This window comes from Streptomyces odontomachicola, assembly GCF_039605595.1.
Lineage (GTDB): Bacteria > Actinomycetota > Actinomycetes > Streptomycetales > Streptomycetaceae > Streptomyces.
Window position 1 is genome coordinate 507910 of record NZ_JBCFOK010000005.1, and the last position, 20611, is coordinate 528520.

Below are 20611 nucleotides of genomic sequence, written 5' to 3' on the forward strand. Positions count from 1 at the left end.
CAGGGCTCCGGGGGGCTCTCCCCCCCCACGAGCTGTGGGCATTCGTTCCGTCGGGGCGGAACGGGTGGGCACAGCGGACGCAAGCCCCCGCACCCGCCCGGCCCCGCACGCAAAGGGGTCCGGGGCGAAGCCCCGGACCCGACAAGGGTGCGGGTTACGCGTAAAGCCCCTCGATCTCCCCCGCGAAGTCCTTCGCCACCACGCCCCGCTTCAGCTTCAGCGACGGCGTCAGGTGGCCCGAGTCCTCGGTGAACTGCGTGTCCAGGACGCGGAACTTGCGGACCGACTCCGCGCGCGACACCGCCTCGTTCCCGTGGTCGATCGCCCCCTGCAGCTCCGCCATCAGCTCGGGATCGGCGAGCAGCTCGGCGTGCGAGAGCTGGGACTTGCCGTGGTCCTCGGCCCACCGCGGCAGGAACTCCTCGTCCACGGTGAGCAGCGCGCCCACGAAAGGACGCCCGTCGCCGACCACGATGCACTCGGCGATCAGCGCGTGCGAGCGGATGCGGTCCTCGATCACCGCGGGCGCCACGTTCTTGCCGCCCGCCGTCACCAGGATCTCCTTCTTGCGCCCGGTGATGGACAGATAGCCGTCCGCGTCGAGGGTCCCCAGGTCACCGGTGTGGAACCAGCCCTCGGACAGCGCCTCCTTGCTGGCCGGCTCGTTGTTCCAGTACCCGGTGAAGAGGTGCTCGCCGTGCAGCAGCACCTCGCCGTCGTCGGCGATCCGCACCACGGAGCCCGGCAGCGGCTGCCCGACGGTGCCGATCTTCGGCCGGTCGTACGGGTTGAAGGCGGTGGCCGCGCAGGACTCGGTCAGCCCGTAGCCCTCCAGCACGGTGAAGCCGATGCCCCGGTAGAAGTGGCCGAGCCGCTCGCCCAGCGGCGCGCCGCCGGAGATCGCGTGGGTGGCCCGGCCGCCCAGCACCGCGCGCAGCTTGCTGAACACGATCTTGTCGAAGACCTTGTGCTGGAACTTCAGCTTGAGCGAGGGGCCGCCCGGCTCGTCCAGCGCGCGGCTGTAGGCGATCGCGGTGTCGGCCGCCTTGTCGAAGATCTTGCCCTTGCCCTCGGCGGTCGCCTTGGCCCGCGCCGTGTTGTAGACCTTCTCGAAGACGCGCGGCACGCCCAGCACCATCGTGGGCCGGAACGAGCCGAGCTCGTCGGTCAGCGTCTTCACATCGGCGACGTGCCCCAGCTTGATCGGCGCCATCAGCGCGGCGACCTGCACCAGGCGTCCGAAGACGTGCGCGACGGGCAGGAAGAGCAGCACCGAGGACTCCCCGGTGCGGAACATCGGTTTCAGCCGCTCGACCACGTTCCCGCACTCGGCGAAGAACGCCCGGTGGCTGAGTACGCAGCCCTTGGGGCGGCCCGTGGTGCCGGAGGTGTAGACGATCGTGGCGGGCGAGTCGGCGTGCGCCGAGGAGCCGCGCTCCTCGACGGTGCGGTCGTCGATCTGCGCGCCGGCGACGGCGAGTTGGGCGAGCGCGCCGTCCTGGCCCGGGCCCGCGTCGATCTGCCAGACGTGCGCGAGGCCGCCCAGTCTGTCCCGCACCGACTCGACGGCCTTGCTGTGCGCCTCGGTCTCCACCAGGCAGGCCACCGCACCCGAGTCGCCCAGGATCCAGGCGATCTGCTCGGGCGAGCTGGTCTCGTACACCGGCACGGTGACCGCGCCGGCCGCCCAGATCGCGAAGTCGAGCAGGGTCCACTCGTAGCGGGTGCGGGACATCAGGCCGACCCGGTCGCCGGGCTGCACGCCCGCGGCGATCAGACCCTTGGCCGCGCCGGTCACCTCGTCCAGGAAGGCGGCCGCCGTGATGTCCTCCCACGTCCCGTTCCGCTTGCGGGCGACAACGGGAACGTCAGGGTGCTGAGAAGCGTTACGGCGGATGAGATCCGTCAGGTTTCCGTCCGCGGGGACCTCGTAGAGGGCCGGAAGGCTGAACTCGCGCAAGACTGCTGCTCCTCGTCGGCGCCGGACATGGATGGCCGTCGCCGTGCGGCCTCCATTGGCTCTGTCCTCAAGACCACGTGTGATCTTGGGGGTTGACGGCCCGGACGTTACCCATCGGTACAGCTGTCGGGGTAGGGGGTGGCGCAGAGATATGTTGTGCGTCACATGGTTCGGACTGCTCGCAGCAGCGTAGTCCAAGCGTTCGGTGACGCGGAAGTAACCGAGGGCGCATCCCGGCCCCCTCACCGAGCCCTCACCCGGCCCCCGCGGAGGCGCCACCTCCACCGCTTCCCCTGCCGTATCCCTTCCCGGCTCCCGGCCTCCGCGACCTGGCCCGCTGCCCGGTGCACCGATCTAGGGTGTGGGCATGCGAGTCCACGTAGTGAGCGATGTGCACGGCAACAGCCGCGACCTCGCCAAGGCGGGCGACGGTGCCGACGCGCTCGTGTGCCTGGGCGACCTGATCCTCTTCCTCGACTACGCCGACCACTCGCGCGGGATCTTCCCCGACCTGTTCGGCACCGAGAACGCCGACCGGATCGTGGAGCTGCGCACCGCGCGCCGCTTCGAGGAGGCCCGCGAGCTGTCCGCGCGGCTGTGGGCCGGAGTGGACCGGCAGGCGGCCACCGAGGCGGCGGTGCGCAGGCAGTACGCCGAGCTGTTCGCCGCCTTCCCCACCCCGACGTACGCCACGTACGGCAACGTCGACATGCCGCCGCTGTGGCCGGAGTACGCGGGCGAGGGCACCACCGTGCTGGACGGCGAGACGGTGGAGCTCGGCGGGCTCCGCTTCGGCTTCGTCGGCGGCGGCCTGCGCACCCCGATGCGGACCCCGTACGAGATCGACGACGAGACGTACGCGGAGAAGATCGCGGCGCTGGGCGAGGTCGACGTCCTGTGCTCCCATATACCGCCCGAGGTGCCGGAGTTGTGCTACGACGTCGTGGCCCGCCGCTTCGAGCGCGGGAGCCCGGCGCTGCTGGAGGCCATTCACGAGGTGCGGCCCCGTTTCCACCTTTTCGGCCATGTCCACCAGCCCCTGCAGCAGCGGATGCGCGTCGGCGCCACGGAGTGCGTCAACGTGGGGCACTTCAACGCGACGGGCACGCCCTGGGTGCTGGAGTGGTGAGGCCGCGTACGGAGTGGAGCTCGCGGGGCCGGATGTGACCGGAGCGTGCAGACCGCGTACACGGTGCGGTCGTACGCCCCGCCTGCGGGCGAGGTAGCCTGCCAGCCACGGCAGACGGGCCCGGACAGGCATACGGAGGAGCTACGGCGATGGCCGAACACACCAGCTCGAACATCACCATCGATGCGGCGCCCGCCGCGGTGATGGGAGTGATCTCCGACTTCGCCCGCTACCCGGAGTGGACGGGTGAGGTGAAGGAGGCCGAGGTGCTGTCCGAGGACGCGCAGGGCCGCGCCGAACAGGTCAGGCTGCTGCTCGACGCCGGCGCCATCAAGGACGAGCACACCCTCGCGTACGAGTGGGAGGGGCCGCACGAGGTCCGCTGGTCGCTGGTCAAGTCGCAGATGCTGCGCTCGCTGGACGGCGTCTACAGCCTCAAGCCGGTGGAGGGCGGCAAGAAGACCGAGGTCACCTACCAGCTCACGGTGGACGTGAAGATCCCGATGCTGGGGATGATCAAGCGCAAGGCGGAGAAGGTCATCATCGACCGCGCGCTGGACGGTCTGAAGAAGCGGGTGGAGTCGGGCGGCGCGGACGCGGGCTCGGATGCCGGCAACTGACGACGGCGGCACGGCTCCGGCCGACGGCTCCCCGATATCCGGCTCAGCCGCGCCCGGTTCCCCGATATCCCGTACCGCGCCGCGCACCGTCCTGGTCAGCGGACTCGGCGGCGCGGGCCGCAGCACGGTCGCGGCAGCCACGGCGCTGGCCGCGGCCCGCACCCCGGGCCGCACCCTCCTGCTGAGCGCCGAGCCCGCACAGGTGCTGGAACCCCTGCTCGGCGCGGCACCCGGAGGCGTCGACGGGGCGGCCGAGGTCGCGCCCGGCGTGTGGGCCGCGCGCGTGGACTCCGGCGCCGACTTCCGCGCCAGGGCCGCCGCGCTCCAGGAACAGGCGCGCACCGCCTTCGAGATGCTCGGCGCCGAGGCGCTGGACGACGACGAACTCACCGAGCTGCCCGGCGCCGAGGCGCTGGCCCTCCTGCACGCCCTGCGCACCGCGCTGCGCGACGGCGACTGGGACACCGTCGTCGTCGACCTGCCGCCCGCGCGCCGCGCGGTGGGCCTCCTCGCGCTCCCCGAACAGGCGCGCCGCTACCTGCGCAGACTGCTCCCCGCCGAACGCCAGGCGGCACGCGCGCTGCGCCCCATGCTGGCCCAGCTCGCCGGGGTGCCCATGCCCTCCGAGTGGCTGTACGGGGCCGCCGCCCGCCTGGAGGAGGAACTCCGCTCCGTACAGGAGCTGTTGGAGCACCCGCGCACCGAGCTGCGGCTGGTCGCCGAGCCGGGGCCGCAGGCCGCGCCCGCGCTCGCCGAGGCGCGCGCCGGATGCGCGCTGCACGGGCTGCGGCTGACCGGGATCGTCGCCAACAGGCTGTTCCCGACGGGCGGTTCGGACCCCTTCCTGGGGCGGCTCTCCGGTCAGCAGCAGGCCGCGCTGAAGGAGCTGCGCGAGGACTGCGCCGGGTACGGCGTACCGCTGTACGAGCTCCCGCACCTGGGCCGCGACCCGCGCGGCGCCGAGGACCTGGCCCGGCTCGCGCAGCCGGCGAAGGAGGCCCCGGGCGCCGGGGACCGCGAGCGGCCGGCGGACGGCGGAGCGGCCGAAGGCCGGGCAGCGCACCACCCGGTGCTCGGCCGCGTGACCGACCGGCTGCGCGCGGACGGGCTGCTGATCTGGGAGCTGCCGCTGCCCGGCGCCCGCAAGGACGCGCTCGGCCTCGTACGCCGCGGGGACGAACTGATCGTCACCACCGGGCCGTTCCGCCGCGCGCTGCCGCTGCCCTCGGCGCTGCGCCGCTGCCGGGTCGCCGGGGCCGCGCTGGAGGCGGGGGAGCTGCGGGTGCGCTTCGCGCCCGACCCCGCGCTGTGGCCCTCCTCCGGGGCGCCGCCCTTCGGGTAACGTCGGGAGACAGCCGCCGGGTTCGCCGCACGAGGGCGCCCCTGGCACGTCCCCCACACCGCGTCACCGCACGTTCCACATCGCGTATCCGTACGTCGCCGACGTACCCCTCGTCTCCCGCCTAGGAGCCCGCCATGAGCGATGCAGCCGAGCGCCCCGCCGCCGACCGGGCGTCCGGGCCCGAGCCTGACGCGTGGGCGAAGGCCTGCGAAGAGGACCTGGAGGCCGAACGGCGCCGCCGCCGCGAGCAGTACGGCCCCGAGCCGGTGAGCGCGGCCGAGGAGCTGCGCAGGCTGGCCGACGCCGTGTCGCAGAAGATCACCGAGTTCGGCAAGCCCTTCGCTGCCTCCGCGGGGGCGGGCGCGGCGCAGGGCGTGGCGCAGCAGTTCATCGCGCAGGCCAAGGCCGCCGTCGAGCCCGTGGTCGAGCGCAATCCCGAGGTGTTCGGGCACCTCGCGGCCGCGGGCAACGAGCTGCTCGCCGCGTACCAGTCGGCGGTGCGCGACGCCGAGAGCCGCTGGACCTCCTCGGGCTCCCGCACCCACGCCGAGCCCTCGTCCCCCTCGTCCCCCTCGTCGCCGTCGTCCGACGCGCCCTCCTCCGACGCCTCGGACCACATCGGCGTCCAGCGCATCGACCTCGACAAGGAGCAGGGCGACGAGGACCGCCCCTAGCCGTCGCACGCCCAGCCGCCGCACGCCGCCGTACGGGGTGGCGCGCCCCGTGCCCCGGCCCTACTCCGGGGGCCTCCGGGCGGGCGCGGACCTTCTCCGTACGCCGTGACCCCTCCGGTACGGTGGTTCTCAGCGGGGACAGACGGAATAACTGAGGGACACATGGGACTCACTATCGGCGTCGACATCGGCGGCACGAAGATCGCAGCCGGGGTGGTCGACGAGGAGGGCAACATCCTCGAGACCAGCCAGGTGCCGACCCCGCCGACCCCCGACGCGGTCATCGACGCGATCGCCGAGGCGGTGCGCAAGGCGAGCGCCGAGTTCGAGGTGGAGGCCGTCGGCATCGGCGCCCCCGGGTATGTCGACGACAAGCGCGCCACCGTCCTCTTCACGCCGAATCTGAGCTGGCGCCACGAGGCGCTCAAGGACAAGGTCGAGCAGCGCATCGACGTCCCCGTCGTCATCGAGAACGACGCGAACGCCGCCGCCTGGGGCGAGTACAAGTTCGGCGTCGGCACCGGCCACCAGGACGTCGTCTGCATCACCATCGGCACGGGCCTCGGCGGCGGCACGATCATCGGCGGCAGGCTGCACCGCGGACGCTTCGGCGTGGCCTCGGAGTTCGGCCACATCCGGATGGTGCCGGACGGCCTGCTCTGCGGCTGCGGCAACCAGGGCTGCTGGGAGCAGTACGCCTCGGGCAGCGCCCTCGTGCGGTACGCACGGCAGCGCGCCACGGCCACCCCCGAGAACGCGGAGCTGCTGCTCGGCATGGGCGACGGCACCCCCGAGGGCGTCGAGGGCAAGCACATCAGCGAGGCGGCGCGTAAGGGCGATCCGGTCGCCATCGACGCGTTCCGCGAGCTGGCGCGCTGGGCCGGCGCGGGCCTCGCCGACCTGGCCTCGCTCTTCGACCCGGGCGCCTTCATCGTCGGCGGCGGCGTCTCCGACGAGGGCGATCTCGTACTCGACCCGATCCGCAAGTCGTACAAGCGCTGGCTGGTCGGCAGCCGCTGGCGGCCGCACGCCGAGGTGCTGGCGGCGCAGCTCGGCGGCAAGGCGGGCATGGTCGGCGTCGCCGACCTGGCACGACAGGGCTGAGCGCGGGGAGGGGCCGGGCCGATGAGCGCACTCGCCGATCTGCCTGCCTCGGCCACCGGGGCCGACGGTTCGGCCGTGGTCCGGCTCCTCAGCTACAACATCCGCTCGATGCGCGACGACATGGGGGCGCTGGCCCGGGTGATCCGGGCCTGCGCCCCCGATGTCGTGTGCGTGCAGGAGGCGCCGCGCTTCTTCCGCTGGCGCAAGTACGCGGCGAGGCTGGCCCGTGCGACGGACCTGGTGTACGTGACGGGCGGCGCGACGGCCACGGGGCCGATGATCCTCTCCCGGTTGCGGGCCACCGTCGAACACACCGAGGACGTGCTGCTGCCCCGTACACCGGGGTTGCACCGGCGGGGCTTCGCCACCGCCGTGCTGCGCTTCGGGCCGAGCGCGCGGCTGGGGGTGCTGAGCTGCCACCTGAGCCTGCAGAAGGACGAGCGGTACGAGCAGGCGGGCGCGCTTGTGGAGCGGGTCGCGGGGATGGGGGTCTCGCCGGTCGTGGTGGCCGGCGACCTCAACGAGCGTCCCGGGGGCCCCAGTTGGATTCGCCTCACCGGCGAGGGCGGCCTGCGTGACGCGTGGGCGGTGGCGCCGTGGGGCGCGGAGCACACCTCGCCGGCGCGCGAGCCGTATCAGCGCATCGACGCGGTGTTCGCTTCGGGCGGGGTCGAAGTGCTGGGTTGCGGGGCGCCGTTGGGACTGCCGGGCGTGAGTCTTGACGACCTCGCCCGAGCTACCGATCACCTGCCGGTGCTGGCCGCGTTGCGCGTCCCGCCGTCGCCGCCTGGCTGACGCCGCGATTCGACCGCCGGTCGGGTGCGCTTCTTGTTGCTTCCCGCTGCGGCGGGATGTGGGTGGATGGTTGCGCCCGACTTGTGAGTTACGGCCCGCCCTACGACGCTCCGCGCCTCCGGCCGGGCCTCCGCCTGGTCTGCGGCGTCCGCGGAGAGTCGCGTACGAGCCGTCGCCTCCCGCTACTAGCTGTGGGCAGTCGTTCCGCAGGGGCGAGGGGGTACCTCCCTGCTCGGAGCGGAGCCGGAGAGCTTGGGGGAGGGTGGGCACAGCGGACCGCAAGCCCCCAGCGCCAGCGCCCCCGCACCCAACGGGGGCCCGGGGCGCAGCCCCGAAAACCGCGGGGCTAGACGACCGCGCCGCGACCGGGGTCGTCGTCGTCCTCGTCGTCGTCCCGCATGCGGGCGACCAGGGTCGCGAAGCCCCCCAGAAAGCCGCCCACCCCGAGCAGCACCACCCACCACTGCATCGGCTGCCCCAACAGCATCGTGCCGAGCAGCAGCAGGGGCCCGCCCACCGCGGCGATCCAGGCGAACTTCGTGGTCACGTCGGTCTCGGGGAGCGGCGGCGGCTCGGGCGGCACGAAGTGCCCCTCGTCGTCCTCGCCCTCGCCGTCCTCGTCGTCAGGCGCCGACCAGTCCCGCGGCCCGGCCCCCGCCTCGTACACGGTGAAGCTGCGCACCACCGAGGGCCCCGAGGGGCTGGACGGGCCGGGGTGGTCCTCGGGGTCACGCGGGGACTCGCCCTCGCGGCCGCCCGCCTCGTCCTCGCCGGGCCGTTCCGCCTCCTCGCCGTACCCGGCGACGATGCGGGCCCACGCCGCCTCCTCCTCGGGCGGGAGCGAGCCCGGGTTACGTTCCGTCACTTGCCGTCTTCCTCGCTGCGAGCCGGGTGATGAAGCCGTACGAGTCCGCGAATATGCGCTCCGCGTCGTGGTCCAGTGTGGCCACGTGATAGCTCCGCTCGAGGATGGTCTCGGTCACATCCGTGGAGGAGACCCGTCCGAGGATCAGCGCCGAGTCGGCGGGCGGCACGACATGGTCGGTGCGGCTGTGCAGCAGCAGGAGGGGCTGGGTGACCTGCGGCAGATCGCCCCGTACGACGCGGAAGAACTCCCGCAGGGAGTACGCGGCCTGGGTCGGCACCCGCTCGTAACCCACCTCCTGCGCACCCGGCTTGGCGATGTCGCTGGCGATGCCCTTGGCCGAGCGCACCAGATACCGGCCCACCGGCAGCACGAAGCCCTCCGCCCTGGGGAAGGTCGCGGCGGGATTGACCACGCAGACCCCGTCCACCGCGTCCCCGTGCCGCGCCGCGAGCCGGAGTGCCAGCGCGCCGCCCATGGACAGGCCGAAGACGTACACCCGCGCGCAGCGCTGAGAGAGGCGGCGCAGCTCGGTCTCGACCGTCGCGTACCAGTCCTGCCAGGTGGTCGGCGCGAGATCCTGCCAGCGCGTGCCGTGCCCGGGGAGCAGCGGCAGCGAGACGGTCAGCCCCTGCGCGGCGAGGTGCTCGGCCCAGGGGCGCAGCGACTGCGGCGTCCCCGTGAATCCGTGGCACAGCAGGACCCCGGTGTCTGAACCTTCGTGCCGCATCGGCTCGGCTCCGGGAAGGAGGGGCACTCGTGCCTCCAAGGCGATTTCGGTGGGTCGGGGTGGCGCTGACACCCTACGCGCGGCCCGCACGGCCCGGTAGCCGATCGCGGGGCGAGATAGGCTCGTGCTCACCGGATACAGGAGGTTCTCGGTTGTTCTACGGCGCGATGAAGCTGTCGGTCGGGAGCGGGCTCAAGCTCGCCTTCCGCCCCTGGGTCGAGGGACTGGAGAACGTCCCCGACGAGGGGCCGGCCATCCTGGCCAGCAACCACCTCTCGTTCTCCGACTCCTTCTTCCTCCCGGCCGTGCTGAACCGCAAGGTCACCTTCATCGCGAAGGCCGAGTACTTCACCTCGCCGGGACTCAAGGGCAAGCTCACCGCCGCCTTCTTCAAGGGCGTGGGGCAGCTTCCGGTGGACCGGTCGGGGGCGCGCGGCGCCGGTGAGGCCGCGGTGCTCAGCGGGCTCGAAGTGCTGGAGCGCGGCGAGCTGTTCGGGATCTACCCGGAGGGCACGAGGTCCCCCGACGGGCGGCTGTACCGGGGCAAGCCCGGCGGTCTCGCGCGGGTCGCGCTGCGCTCGGGCGCCCCGGTGATCCCGGTCGCGATGATCGACACCGAGAAGATCCAGCCGCCCGGGCAGACGCTGCCCAAGCTCATGCGGCCCGGCATCAGGATCGGCGAGCCGCTCGACTTCAGCCGCTACCACGGCATGGACAACGACCGCTTCATCCAGCGCTCGGTGACCGACGAGGTCATGTACGAGATCATGAAGCTGTCCGGCCAGGAGTACGTGGACATGTACGCCACCGCGGCCAAGCGGCAGATCGCCGAGGCGGCGAAGAAGCGCGCCGAGGACGAGAAGGCCGCGAAGGAGGCGGCGGCGAAGGAGAAGGAGAAGGAAAAGGAGAAGGCCGCCAAGTCGGGGAAGGACGGCGGCGGTTCGGGGGAGGGGCCCGGGGGCGGGGACGGCCCGGACCGGCAGCGCAGGAAGGCGGCGTAGACAGCGCCGCGCGTCCCCATGCCCGCGCAGTCCTGCGACGGGATGGGGGAACTCAGGGGGAGGCGAGAGCGCAGAGATGGCCGCGAAGACCTCGGTGGAGCAGCCGCTGTGGCGGGCGCTCACCGGATACCGCGTACTGACACTCGGCTGGGCCGTGCTGGTACTGGTGTGGGAGTACAAGCAGTACGGGCACCCGATCCCGGCCGTGGTCTACATGTCGGTGCTCGCCGTGTGGACCTTCGCGACGCTGCCGTGGGTGTCCACGGCGCGCCGGTGCACCAAGCGCTTCCTCGCCGCCGACATCAGCATCGCGGTGATCGGCATCCTCATCTCCCCGGCGCTGGACCCCGAGCACAACGTCGCGCCGACCCTGCCGACCATCTGGGTCGCCGGCCCCGTGCTGGCCTTCGCGATCAAGGGCGGCTGGCGCTGGGGCGCGTTCGGCTCCGTGGTGGTGGGCCTCGCCAACATCATCGAGAGCCAGCCGATCCAGCGCTCCACGCTGCACAACGTGCTGCTCGTGTCGATCGCCGCCATCGCCATCGGATACGTGGTCGAGGTGGCACGGGCCAGTGAGCGCACCCTCGCCCGCGCCCTCCAGATCGAGGCGGCCACCCGCGAACGCGAGCGCCTGGCCAGGGACATCCACGACTCCGTGCTCCAGGTGCTGGCCATGGTGCAGCGCCGGGGCACGGAAATCGGCGGCGAGGCGGGCGAGTTGGGCCGCATGGCGGGCGAACAGGAGGTCGCGCTGCGCGCCCTGGTCTCCCGCGACGTGATCCCCGAGCAGGCGACGGAGCGTTACGCGGATGCGGCCGCGCAGGGCGGCCCGGCCTCCGAGGGCTCCGGCTCCGGGACCTCGGCGGCCTCCGACGGCGCGCGCAGGGCCCGCACTTCGGCTCGTACGTCGGCCCGTGCTTCGGCTCGTACGGCAGTTGCCCAGGCTGAGGACGAACGCGCTGCCTCCTGCGATCTACGCGCGCTGCTCTCCCCGTACGCCGGGGCGCGGGTCACCTTCGTGGAGCCCGGCTCGCCCGTGCCGCTGCGGGCCGGGGCGGCGCGCGAGGTGGCCGCCGCTGTCAGTGCCGCGCTGGACAATGTGCGGCAGCACGCGGCGGGACCCGACGGCGAGCCGGCGGCCGCCTGGATCCTGCTGGAGGACGAGCCGGACGCGGTGCTGGTCACGGTGCGGGACGACGGTCCCGGCATCCCGGAGGGGCGGCTCGCGGACGCGGAGGCCGAGGGGCGGCTCGGTGTGGCGCTCTCGATCCGGGGAAGGCTGCGTGACCTGGGCGGAAGCGCCCAATGGTTGTCCGTTCCCGGGCAGGGGACGGAAGTGGAATTGAGGGTGCCGAAGGATGACTGAGCAGCAGGAGCCGCGACCGGAGCCGCGACAGGACGGCGAGCGCGGCCCGGTCCGGGTGATGATCGTGGACGACCACCCGATGTGGCGGGACGCGGTGGCCCGCGACCTGGCCGCCGCCGGGTACGAGGTGGTGGCCACGGCCGGTGACGGCAGGCAGGCCGTGCGCAGGGCCCGCGCCACCGACCCCGACGTGCTGGTCCTCGACCTCAACCTGCCGGAGCTGCCCGGCGTCGAGGTCTGCCGCGAGCTGGTCGGCCCCGAAGCCCGGCTGCGGGTGCTGGTGCTCTCCGCCAGCGGCGAGCACGCCGACGTGCTGGAGGCCGTGAAGTCGGGCGCCACCGGCTATCTGGTGAAGTCCGCCAGCACCGAGGAGCTGGTGGACGCGGTGCGGCGGACGGCCGTCGGCGACCCGGTGTTCACGCCGGGCCTCGCGGGCCTGGTGCTGGGGGAGTACCGCAGGCTGGCCTCCGACCCCGCGCCCTCCTCCGCCTCCGACGACCCCGCCGTGCCGCAGCTCACCGAGCGCGAGACGGAGGTCCTGCGGCTGGTCGCGAAGGGCCTGAGCTACAAACAGATAGCCGAGCGCCTGGTCATCTCGCACCGCACCGTGCAGAACCACGTGCAGAACACCCTGGGCAAGCTCCAGCTCCACAACCGCGTCGAGCTGGTCAGATACGCGATCGAGCGCGGCCTCGACGAGGACTGAGCGGCGAGGCCGGAGCCGGGGGCAGCGGGCAGGTCTCGCCGGGTTTCCGGCCCGCGGTCCTTCGTACGAGTGATCGCGCGGCTCCCAACTCCCCATGAGGGCGCGGCGCTCCGCGTTCCACCCGTCCCGGTGTGACGTGGATCACCGCTAGCGTGGCGCTCGTTGCGTCCAACAGCGCCCAGCGCGCCCACGCGAGAGGAGACCTCCATGCGGGTCGGAGTGCTGACCGGCGGCGGCGACTGCCCCGGTCTGAACGCGGTCATGCGGGCCGCGGTCCGTAAGGGAGTCCAGCGGTACGGGTATGAGTTCCTCGGTTTCCGTGACGGCTGGCGCGGCGTCCTGGAGGGCGACACCGTGCGGCTGGACATCCCCGCCGTGCGCGGCACCCTGCCGCGCGGCGGCACCATCCTGGGCTCCTCCCGTACGAACCCGTTCAAGGAGCAGAACGGCGTCCGGCGGATCAAGGAGAACCTCGCCAAGCACGAGGCCGACGCCCTCATCGCGATCGGCGGCGAGGACACGCTCGGCGTCGCGGCGCAGCTCACCGGCGAGTACGGGGTGCCCTGCGTGGGCGTGCCCAAGACCATCGACAACGACCTGTCGGCCACCGACTACACCTTCGGCTTCGACACGGCGGTCACCGTCGCCACCGAGGCCATCGACCGGCTGCACACCACGGCCGAGTCCCACATGCGGGTGCTGGTCGTGGAGGTGATGGGCCGTCACGCCGGCTGGATCGCCCTGCACTCGGGCCTCGCCGGCGGCGCCAACTGCATCCTCATCCCGGAGCAGCGCTTCGACGTGGAGCAGGTGTGCGGCTGGGTGGAGTCCCGCTTCAAGTCCAGCTACGCGCCGATCGTGGTGATCGCCGAGGGCGCCATGCCCAAGGACGGCGACATGGTGCTCAAGGACGACTCGGAGGACTCCTTCGGTCATGTGCGGCTCTCCGGCGTCGGCGAGTGGCTGGCCAAGCGCATCGAGCAGACCACCGGCAAGGAGGCGCGCACCACGGTGCTCGGCCACATCCAGCGCGGCGGCACCCCGACCCCGTTCGACCGCTGGCTGGCCACCCGCTTCGGGCTGCACGCGATCGACGCGGTGCGGGACGGCGGCTGGGGCACGATGGTCGCGCTGCGCGGGACCGACATCGTGCGGGTGCCGCTCACCGAGGCCACGGCGCGGCTGAAGACGGTGAGCCCCGAGCTGTACGAGGAGGCGGGCGTCTTCTTCGGCTAGCCCCCGCCCAGCCCTCCGCGGTACAGCCCTCCGGCCACGCCCCCACCTGCTCCCTGGTGGGGGCGTACCCGTATATTCGGAGGCGGATGGAATGTGCCGGGTTGTCCGGTTTTCGGGTTTCCGGCTTTCGAGTGTCCGAGGAGGCGCGGTCCATGGCCACGGAGGTCCTCGCGTTCGGCGTGCAGGCCGATGAGCGTCCGATGCTGGAGGCGGCCTGCGCCGAGCACGGGCTCGCGGTCCGCTGCCTCGGCGTCTTCATGAACCGCGACACCGCGCCGCTCGCCGCCGGCCACGAGGTGGTCTCGGTCAGCGTGAACGCCGAGCTCGGCGACGAGGTGCTGCGCGCCCTCGCCGCGGGCGGCACCCGGATGATCGCCCAGCGGGCCACGGGCTTCAACAACATCGCCCTGGACACCGCCGCCGAGCTGGGCCTGACCGTGGCGCGGGTGTCCTCCTACTCGCCGTACTCCGTCGCGGAGTTCGCCTGGGCGCTGGCGAGCGCGGTGAACCGGCACATTCCCCGCGCCGTACGCCGTACCCGCGACTTCGACTTCCGGCTCGACGGGCTGCTCGGCCGCGACTGGCACGGCCGCACCGCCGGGATCATCGGGACCGGCAAGATCGGCGAGGCCTTCGCGCGCATCGCGCACGGCTACGGCATGCGGCTGCTCGGCTGGGACGTGCGGGAGAACCCGGCGTGCAGGGGGCTCGGCATGGAGTACACCGCGCTGCCGCGGCTGTTCGCCGAGTCCGACCTGATCAGCCTGCACGTGCCGCTGCTGCCCGACACCCACCACCTGATCAACGCCGAGGCGCTGCGCGCCATGAAGGACGACGCGATGCTGATCAACTCCAGCCGCGGCGGCCTGGTGGACACCGAGGCGCTGGTGGAGGAGCTGCGCAAGGGGCGCTTCTCGGGGGTGGGGCTCGATGTGTACGAGGCCGAGGCCGGGCTCTTCTTCCTGGACAAGTCCCTGGACGTGATCACCGACGACACCCTCGCCCGGCTGATGACCTTCAACAACGTGCTGGTCACCTCGCACCAGGCGTACTACACCGAGGACGCGCTCGGGCAGATCGTCGAGACCACCGTCGGCAACATCGGGGACTACCTCTCCGGCCGCACCGGCGACAACGTCCTGGTGCGGCCGGAGGACGAGGGCCCGGCGGGCCTCGCCTAGAGTCCGTCGCCCGGCCCGTCCCGCGCCGCTAGCCCACCGCCACCGCGGCCAGGAGCTGCGCCACGATCGCCGGACCGTCCAGCGTCAGCACCGACTCCGGGTGGAACTGGAGGCTCGCGAAGTCGGGCCCGCGCAGCGCGTGCACCTCGCCGGTGTGCTCGTCGCGGCTCACCTCCACGCGGTGCAGGGCGAGTTCGCCGACGGCCTCCTCGTCGCAGCGCGCGGTGTAGGAGTTGTAGAAGCCCACCGTCTCCTGCCGCCCGAACAGCTCGATCCGCTCCTGCGCCCCCTGGTACGGGCGCTCCTTCCGTACGATCTCCAAGCCCAGCTCGGCGGCGAGCAGTTCGTGCCCCAGGCACACCCCGAGCAGGCCCTTCTTGTGCTCCTTCACGAGATCGCGGGTGAGCGCGCGCAGCACCCGCATCTTCGGGTCGGACAGATCGCGCGGGTCACCGGGCCCGGGGCCGAGCACCACGGGACCCTCGTGGGCGAGCGCCGTCTCGCGCAGCCCCGGCTCGTCGTACGGCAGCACCGTCACCTCAAGACCCGTCGAGCGGAGCAGGTGCCGGAGCATCGAGGTGAAGGTGTCCTCGCCGTCCACCATCAGCACCTCGCCGCTCAGCCGCCCCTCTGCCGGCGCCTCGCCGGTCTGCATCCGGAGCCAGAAGGGGGCCAGGCCCGCGCGCCGCGACTCCAGCGCCGCCTGCACCCGCGGGTCCTCGGCCAGCCGCGGCCGCTCGGCGGCAGCGCGCCGTGCCGGCGCCTCGCGCACGCCGAGCGCGGTCAGCACGCCCGCCGCCTTGGCGTGCGTCTCCGCCACCTCGCTCGCCGGATCCGATGCCCGTACGAGGGTCGCGCCTGCCGCCACCCGCAGCTCGCCGCTCGCCGCGTCGATGTCGGCGGTACGGATCAGGATCGGCGAATCGAGGGTCTGTGACCCGCCCGCGTCGCGCCCGATCAGGGCCAGCGCGCCCGCGTAGTAGCCGCGCCCGCCCTCCTCGTAGCGCTCGATCACCCGGCACGCGTTCTGCACCGGAGACCCGGTGACCGTCGCCGCGAACATGGTCTCCCGCAGCACGTCCCGCACGTCCAGCGTGCTGCGGCCGCGCAGCTCGTACTCGGTGTGCGCGAGGTGCGCCATCTCCTTGAGTCGCGGGCCCACCACGACGCCGCCGCGGTCGCCCACGGTGCACATCATCTTGAGCTCCTCGTCGACCACCATGGAGAGCTCCTCGTTCTCCTTGCGGTCGGCCAGGAAGTCCAACAGGCCCTCGGTGCTGGGACCTTCGGCCGGGTAGCGGTAGGTGCCGCTGATGGGGTTCATCACGACCGTGCCCCCGGACATCCGCACGTGGACCTCGGGGCTCGCGCCCACCAGCACGCGGTCGCCGGTGTGCACCACGAAGGTCCAGTACGCGCCCTGCTCGCCGCGCAGCAGCCGCCCGAACAGCGCGAGCGCGTCGGCCCGCGAGAAGCCCGGGATCTCCCCCCGGAAGGTCCGCCGGATCACGAAGTTGGCGCCCTCGCCGGCGCCGATCTCGTCCTCCACCACGCGCCGCACGATCTCCTCGTACGCCTCGTCGTCCACGTCGAAGCCGCCGCGCTCCACCGACACCGGGTGCGCGGGCAGCGCGTCCAGCACGCCGTCCAGCGGGAGCTCGTACCGCTCCCCGGGCAGCAGCACGGACAGCGGGGCGCCGTCGTCGCGCACGTCGAAGCCGCGCTCGCGGATCTGCCGGAACGGGACCAGCGCCAGCGCGCCCAGCTCACCGTCCGGGATGTCGGCCAGCCGCTCGGCCTCGTGCACGGGGCCGGTCAGCACCTCGACGGTGTCGCCCTCGCGGCCCGGCGTGCGCCGGCGCAGCAGCGCGAAGGGCGGAGCGTCGTCGGCGAGCAGCCTGCCGAGCAGGGCCTGCGGCTCCGGCGCGTTGTCGGTCTCCACGGTCTCCATGGGCGTTCCTTCCGGTCACGGTCCGCAGCGGCGTACGGACTGGGGGGAGGGAACGGCCCCGGACACACCGAAGGCCGCCCCTCGGGCGGCCTTCGCGTTCGTCGTGGTGCGCGCAGTCAGTGGGCCGCCGGGTGAGCGGTCCACCACCAGGTGTAGAGGCAGGTCTGCGCGAACATGCGGGAAACCCTACACGAGCCCGTACGCCCGGTGACCGGTGTCTCAGAGTGCGGGCTGAGGGAAAACCCGTGGACGCCACCCCGTAATCTGGACCGCGTGACTGTGAACGCCAACCCCGACGCCGGTACACACACCTGGCGAGACCTTCCCGCGGCGCAGCAGCCGGACTGGCCGGACCAAGAGGCTCTGCGCGAGACCCTTGCCGAGCTCGAGTCCTATCCGCCGCTCGTCTTCGCCGGTGAGTGCGACCAGCTCCGCGCCCGGCTGGGCGCGGTCGCACGCGGCGAGGCGTTCCTGCTCCAGGGCGGTGACTGCGCCGAGGCCTTCGACGGCGTCAGCGCCGAGCACATCCGCAACAAGCTCAAGACCCTGCTCCAGATGGGCGCCGTGCTCACCTACGCCGGCTCCGTGCCGGTCGTGAAGGTCGGCCGCATCGCCGGGCAGTACAGCAAGCCCCGCTCCAAGCCCACCGAGACCAGGGACGGCGTGACCCTGCCGGTGTACCGGGGCGATTCGGTCAACGGCTTCGAGTTCACCGAGGAGTCCCGCCGCCCCGACCCGGAGCGGCTCAAGCGGATGTACCACGCCTCCGCCTCCACGCTGAACCTCGTGCGCGCCTTCACCACCGGCGGCTACGCCGACCTGCGCCAGGTCCACGCGTGGAACCAGGACTTCGTGAAGAGCTCGCCCTCCGGCCAGCGGTACGAGGCACTGGCCAGGGAGATCGACCAGGCGCTGAAGTTCATGCACGCCTGCGGCACCGACCCCGAGGAGCTCAAGACCGTCGAGTTCTACTCCTCGCACGAGGCGCTGCTGCTCGACTACGAGTCGGCCATGACCCGCGTGGACTCGCGCAGCGGCAAGCTGTACGACGTGTCCGGGCACATGGTCTGGATCGGCGAGCGCACCCGCCAACTGGACGGCGCGCACATCGAGTTCGCCTCCCAGGTCCGCAACCCGGTCGGCGTGAAGCTCGGCCCCTCCACCACCCCGGAGGAGGCGCTGACCCTCATCGACCGGCTCGACCCGGACCGCGAGCCCGGCCGCCTCACCTTCATCACGCGGATGGGCGCGGACAAGATCCGCGACCGGCTTCCCGAGCTGGTGGAGAAGGTCACCGCCTCCGGCGCGCAGGTCGTGTGGGTCTGCGACCCGATGCACGGCAACACCTTCGAGGCGGCCAGCGGCCACAAGACCCGCCGCTTCGACGACGTGCTGGACGAGGTCAAGGGCTTCTTCGAGGTGCACAAGGCGCTCGGCACCCACCCCGGCGGCATCCACATGGAGCTGACGGGCGACGACGTGACCGAGTGCGTGGGCGGCGGCGACGAGATCTTCGTCGACGACCTGCACCAGCGCTACGAGACGGCCTGCGACCCCCGGCTCAACCGCAGCCAGTCGCTGGACCTCGCGTTCCTGGTCGCGGAGATGTACCGGGACCAGTGAGCCCCCGTACGGCATGACGGTGGGGCCCGGATCGCTGTGATCCGGGCCCCACTGCCGTTTCGCGGGGGCCGCTTTTGTGGACACTCCCCGACGGGTAAGGTTAGGTTAACCTCAGCGGTCGTAAGGGAGGCCGCTGCGACAGGCGCCAGAACTGTCGGACCGACTCCGTGGACGGAGGTGAGCCGCGTGTACGCCTGCTCCTGCTTCGGCGTCACCGAGCAGCAGGTCCGCGAGCACGCGGAGGCCGGGGCCTGCACCCCGCGCCAGATAGCCTCCGAGACCAAGGCGGGCACCGACTGCGGCTCCTGCGTACGCCGCATCCAGGGCCTCCTCGGGCGGGGCGAGTGCCCGCGCCGCCAGCTCATGGACAAGGGCGTTCCCGCCCTCTCCACCGACGCGCACGAGTCGGCCCTCGCCGTCGGCCCCGACCTCGCCGAGGAGCCGGCCGAGCACCAGCAGGTGGCCGAGGCCGCCTAGAGGCCCGCTCCGGGACCGCCTCGCGGCCCCGTCCCCTCCGCCCTAGCAGTCACGAGTCCGGCTGCTCCACGAGCTGCGCGATGTAGAGCGGCTCGCCGAGCTTCTCGATCAGTTCGAGCTGGGTGTCGAGGTAGTCGATGTGGTGCTCCTCGTCCTCCAGGATGTCCTCGAAGAGGTTCGCCGAGGTGATGTCGCCCTTGGTGCGCATCACCTCGATCCCGCGCCGGAGCCGGTCGATGGCCTCGACCTCGATCTGCCGGTCGGCCTGGAACATCTCGGTGACCGTCTGGCCCACCCGCACATGGAAGAGCCGCTGGTAGTTCGGCAGGCCCTCCAGGAAGAGAATCCGGTCGGTGATCCGCTCCGCGTGCTTCATCTCGTCGAAGGATTCGGAGCGGGTGTACTTCGCGAGCTTCGGCCAGCCGAAGTTCTCCTGCATCTTCGCGTGCAGGAAGTACTGGTTGATCGCGGTCAGCTCCGCGGTGAGCTGCTCGTTGAGGAACTCGATGACCTCGGGATCGCCCTGCATGGCGGCGAACTCCTTCCGGGGCGGGAAATGGCAGGTGAGTGCGCGCGCAGGCGGCATCCTTGCACTGCCCCCGCAGCCCGGTCCAGTAAGTGCAGGCTTACCGAATTTGCCGAAGTTTGCCCGGGTTTACGGGTTGGGCGAGGGCCGGAAAAGGCCCGGCGGTGGCCCCGTACGGGCCGTGCGGCGCCCCCGGTGCGGCCGTTTCACCAGGGGCTGGTGGGCCCCGCGGGGGCATGGTCGGGAGTGGTGCCGGGGTCTGTCACCATGGAGACATGGCTCAGTCGACAGTCCGCGAAGGGGAGCAAGCGGAGCTTCCGCCCGGGCAGCGGCTGCAGCGCGGGTGGCCGGTCACGCACTACGGACCCGTGCCGAAGTTCAAGCCGGACCGCTGGGAATTCCGGGTCTTCGGCGCCACGGCCGACGGCGACAAACACTGCTGGAACCACGAGGAGTTCTCCGCGCTCCCGCACGAGACGGTCGTCGCCGATCTGCACTGCGTCACCAAGTTCAGCATGCTGGGCGCCGAATGGGGCGGCGTGCGGGCGCGCACCCTCCTGGAGCTGGCGCCCCCGGCCCCCGGCGTGACCCACGTGATGGTCTGGGCCGAGTACGGCTACAGCTCCAACATCAGGCTCGACGACTTCACGAGCGAGAAGACCCTCTTCGCCACGCACAGGGACGGTGAACTCCTCACCGCCGAGCACGGTTTCCCGCTCCGCCTGGTGGTGCCGCACCTGTACGCCTGGAAGGGCCCCAAGTGGGTGCGCGGCGTGGAGTACATGACCGCCGACCGCCGCGGCTTCTGGGAGGAGCGCGGCTACCACAACATCGGCGACCCCTGGCAGGAGCAGCGCTACTCCTACCAGGAGGAGGCGGGGGACGGCCCCGAGCTGTAGGGGTTGCCCGGGGCCGGCGTCCCGTTCGCGTGCGGGGCCGGTGTCCCGTACGTGTGGGCTCGGCTTCGGCTCAGCGCCGGTCGCGGAGTCCCTGGAGCAGCGCCACGTCGGCCGCGTGCCCCTCCTTGCCGCCCGGCGTCTCGATCACCAGCGGCACGCCCTCGGTGGCCGGGTGTGCCAGCAGCTCACCGAAGGGCGCGCTGCCGATGTGGCCTGCGCCGATGTTCGCGTGCCGGTCCTTGTGCGCGCCGGCGACGTCCTTGGAGTCGTTGGCGTGGATCAGTTTCAGGCGCCCTGGGCCCGTCACCTCGGACAGCTCGTCCAGGGTCTCCTTCACGCCGCCGGGCGCCGCGAGGTCGTGCCCTGCCGCGTACACATGGCAGGTGTCCAGGCACACGCCGAGCCGGGGGTGGCGGTCCAGCGCCT

At 72.3% G+C, this 20611-nt stretch carries 20 protein-coding genes; 14 read left to right on the forward strand and 6 right to left on the reverse strand.

The features are described from left to right. Nucleotides 1-154: 154 nt before the first annotated feature. On the reverse strand, nucleotides 155-1960 hold the full coding sequence (locus tag ABEE00_RS12310) for an AMP-dependent synthetase/ligase (RefSeq protein ID WP_345745392.1): 1806 nt from the start codon (nucleotides 1958-1960) through the stop codon (nucleotides 155-157). A 367-nt stretch (nucleotides 1961-2327) separates the two neighbouring features. On the opposite strand from ABEE00_RS12310, the gene ABEE00_RS12315 reads away from it, so the two are divergent. From ABEE00_RS12315 to ABEE00_RS12340, 6 genes are all read left to right on the forward strand, one after another. After that, entirely contained in the window at nucleotides 2328-3089 is a 762-nt protein-coding gene (locus ABEE00_RS12315) for a metallophosphoesterase family protein (protein ID WP_345745393.1), read from the forward strand. A 149-nt stretch (nucleotides 3090-3238) separates the two neighbouring features. Then, entirely contained in the window at nucleotides 3239-3709 is a 471-nt protein-coding gene (locus ABEE00_RS12320; RefSeq protein ID WP_345745394.1) for an SRPBCC family protein, read from the forward strand. Beyond that, a complete protein-coding gene (locus ABEE00_RS12325; protein WP_345745395.1) occupies nucleotides 3696-5051 on the forward strand; it encodes an ArsA family ATPase in 1356 nt (451 codons plus the stop codon). The genes ABEE00_RS12320 and ABEE00_RS12325 overlap by 14 nt, the downstream gene beginning before the upstream one ends. A 134-nt stretch (nucleotides 5052-5185) precedes the next feature. Beyond that, nucleotides 5186-5725 carry a DUF5304 family protein gene (locus tag ABEE00_RS12330; RefSeq protein WP_345745396.1) on the forward strand — a complete coding sequence of 180 codons (540 nt, stop codon included), beginning with the start codon at nucleotides 5186-5188 and terminating at the stop codon, nucleotides 5723-5725. Nucleotides 5726-5887: 162 nt separating this feature from the next. After that, nucleotides 5888-6829: an ROK family glucokinase gene (locus ABEE00_RS12335; RefSeq protein ID WP_345745397.1), complete on the forward strand. Its 942-nt coding sequence runs from the start codon at nucleotides 5888-5890 to the stop codon at nucleotides 6827-6829. A 21-nt stretch (nucleotides 6830-6850) separates the two neighbouring features. Beyond that, nucleotides 6851-7624 (forward strand): endonuclease/exonuclease/phosphatase family protein, encoded by a 774-nt coding sequence (locus ABEE00_RS12340; RefSeq protein WP_345745398.1) that lies wholly within the window; start codon nucleotides 6851-6853, stop codon nucleotides 7622-7624. Between the two features lie 346 nt (nucleotides 7625-7970). Here ABEE00_RS12340 and ABEE00_RS12345 read toward each other — a convergent pair whose 3' ends face one another. Both ABEE00_RS12345 and ABEE00_RS12350 read right to left on the reverse strand, forming a co-directional pair. After that, nucleotides 7971-8489 (reverse strand): hypothetical protein, encoded by a 519-nt coding sequence (locus ABEE00_RS12345; RefSeq protein WP_345745399.1) that lies wholly within the window; start codon nucleotides 8487-8489, stop codon nucleotides 7971-7973. After that, entirely contained in the window at nucleotides 8476-9246 is a 771-nt protein-coding gene (locus tag ABEE00_RS12350; RefSeq protein WP_345745400.1) for an alpha/beta hydrolase, read from the reverse strand. The genes ABEE00_RS12345 and ABEE00_RS12350 overlap by 14 nt, the downstream gene beginning before the upstream one ends. A 125-nt stretch (nucleotides 9247-9371) precedes the next feature. On the opposite strand from ABEE00_RS12350, the gene ABEE00_RS12355 reads away from it, so the two are divergent. The 5 genes from ABEE00_RS12355 to ABEE00_RS12375 all read left to right on the forward strand — a co-directional run bounded on the left by ABEE00_RS12355 (nucleotide 9372) and on the right by ABEE00_RS12375 (nucleotide 14709). Continuing rightward, nucleotides 9372-10220, forward strand: coding sequence for a lysophospholipid acyltransferase family protein (locus tag ABEE00_RS12355; RefSeq protein WP_345745401.1), 849 nt, complete (start codon nucleotides 9372-9374; stop codon nucleotides 10218-10220). A 76-nt stretch (nucleotides 10221-10296) separates the two neighbouring features. Continuing rightward, nucleotides 10297-11586: a MacS family sensor histidine kinase gene (gene macS, locus ABEE00_RS12360; protein ID WP_345745402.1), complete on the forward strand. Its 1290-nt coding sequence runs from the start codon at nucleotides 10297-10299 to the stop codon at nucleotides 11584-11586. Beyond that, nucleotides 11579-12292, forward strand: a complete 714-nt coding sequence (locus ABEE00_RS12365; RefSeq protein WP_345745403.1) for a response regulator transcription factor — start codon at nucleotides 11579-11581, stop codon at nucleotides 12290-12292. Before macS ends, ABEE00_RS12365 begins: the two co-directional genes overlap by 8 nt. Nucleotides 12293-12499: 207 nt before the next feature. After that, the gene (locus tag ABEE00_RS12370; RefSeq protein WP_345745404.1) at nucleotides 12500-13528 is read left to right on the forward strand and encodes a 6-phosphofructokinase; all 1029 of its coding nucleotides are present in this window, start codon (nucleotides 12500-12502) and stop codon (nucleotides 13526-13528) included. A 152-nt stretch (nucleotides 13529-13680) separates the two neighbouring features. After that, entirely contained in the window at nucleotides 13681-14709 is a 1029-nt protein-coding gene (locus tag ABEE00_RS12375; protein WP_345745405.1) for a 2-hydroxyacid dehydrogenase, read from the forward strand. 28 nt (nucleotides 14710-14737) lie between these two features. Here ABEE00_RS12375 and ABEE00_RS12380 read toward each other — a convergent pair whose 3' ends face one another. Next, the gene (locus ABEE00_RS12380) at nucleotides 14738-16660 is read right to left on the reverse strand and encodes an anthranilate synthase family protein (RefSeq protein ID WP_345745406.1); all 1923 of its coding nucleotides are present in this window, start codon (nucleotides 16658-16660) and stop codon (nucleotides 14738-14740) included. Nucleotides 16661-16933: 273 nt separating this feature from the next. Here ABEE00_RS12380 and ABEE00_RS12385 point away from each other — a divergent pair, with 273 nt between their 5' ends. Together ABEE00_RS12385 and ABEE00_RS12390 are read left to right on the forward strand one after the other, a co-directional pair. After that, nucleotides 16934-18283 (forward strand): class II 3-deoxy-7-phosphoheptulonate synthase, encoded by a 1350-nt coding sequence (locus ABEE00_RS12385; RefSeq protein WP_345745407.1) that lies wholly within the window; start codon nucleotides 16934-16936, stop codon nucleotides 18281-18283. Nucleotides 18284-18469: 186 nt separating this feature from the next. Next, complete coding sequence (locus ABEE00_RS12390) at nucleotides 18470-18760, forward strand: (2Fe-2S)-binding protein (protein WP_345745408.1); 291 nt, start codon at nucleotides 18470-18472, stop codon at nucleotides 18758-18760. 49 nt (nucleotides 18761-18809) lie between these two features. Here ABEE00_RS12390 and bfr read toward each other — a convergent pair whose 3' ends face one another. Next, the gene (gene bfr / locus ABEE00_RS12395; protein ID WP_345745409.1) at nucleotides 18810-19289 is read right to left on the reverse strand and encodes a bacterioferritin; all 480 of its coding nucleotides are present in this window, start codon (nucleotides 19287-19289) and stop codon (nucleotides 18810-18812) included. Between the two features lie 272 nt (nucleotides 19290-19561). Here bfr and ABEE00_RS12400 point away from each other — a divergent pair, with 272 nt between their 5' ends. Then, nucleotides 19562-20185: a sulfite oxidase-like oxidoreductase gene (locus ABEE00_RS12400; protein WP_345745410.1), complete on the forward strand. Its 624-nt coding sequence runs from the start codon at nucleotides 19562-19564 to the stop codon at nucleotides 20183-20185. A 70-nt stretch (nucleotides 20186-20255) separates the two neighbouring features. Here the strand turns inward: ABEE00_RS12400 and ABEE00_RS12405 are convergent. Further along, nucleotides 20256-20611, reverse strand: a 356-nt coding sequence (locus ABEE00_RS12405; protein ID WP_345745411.1) for a TIM barrel protein, incomplete at its 5' end; no start/stop codon positions are given.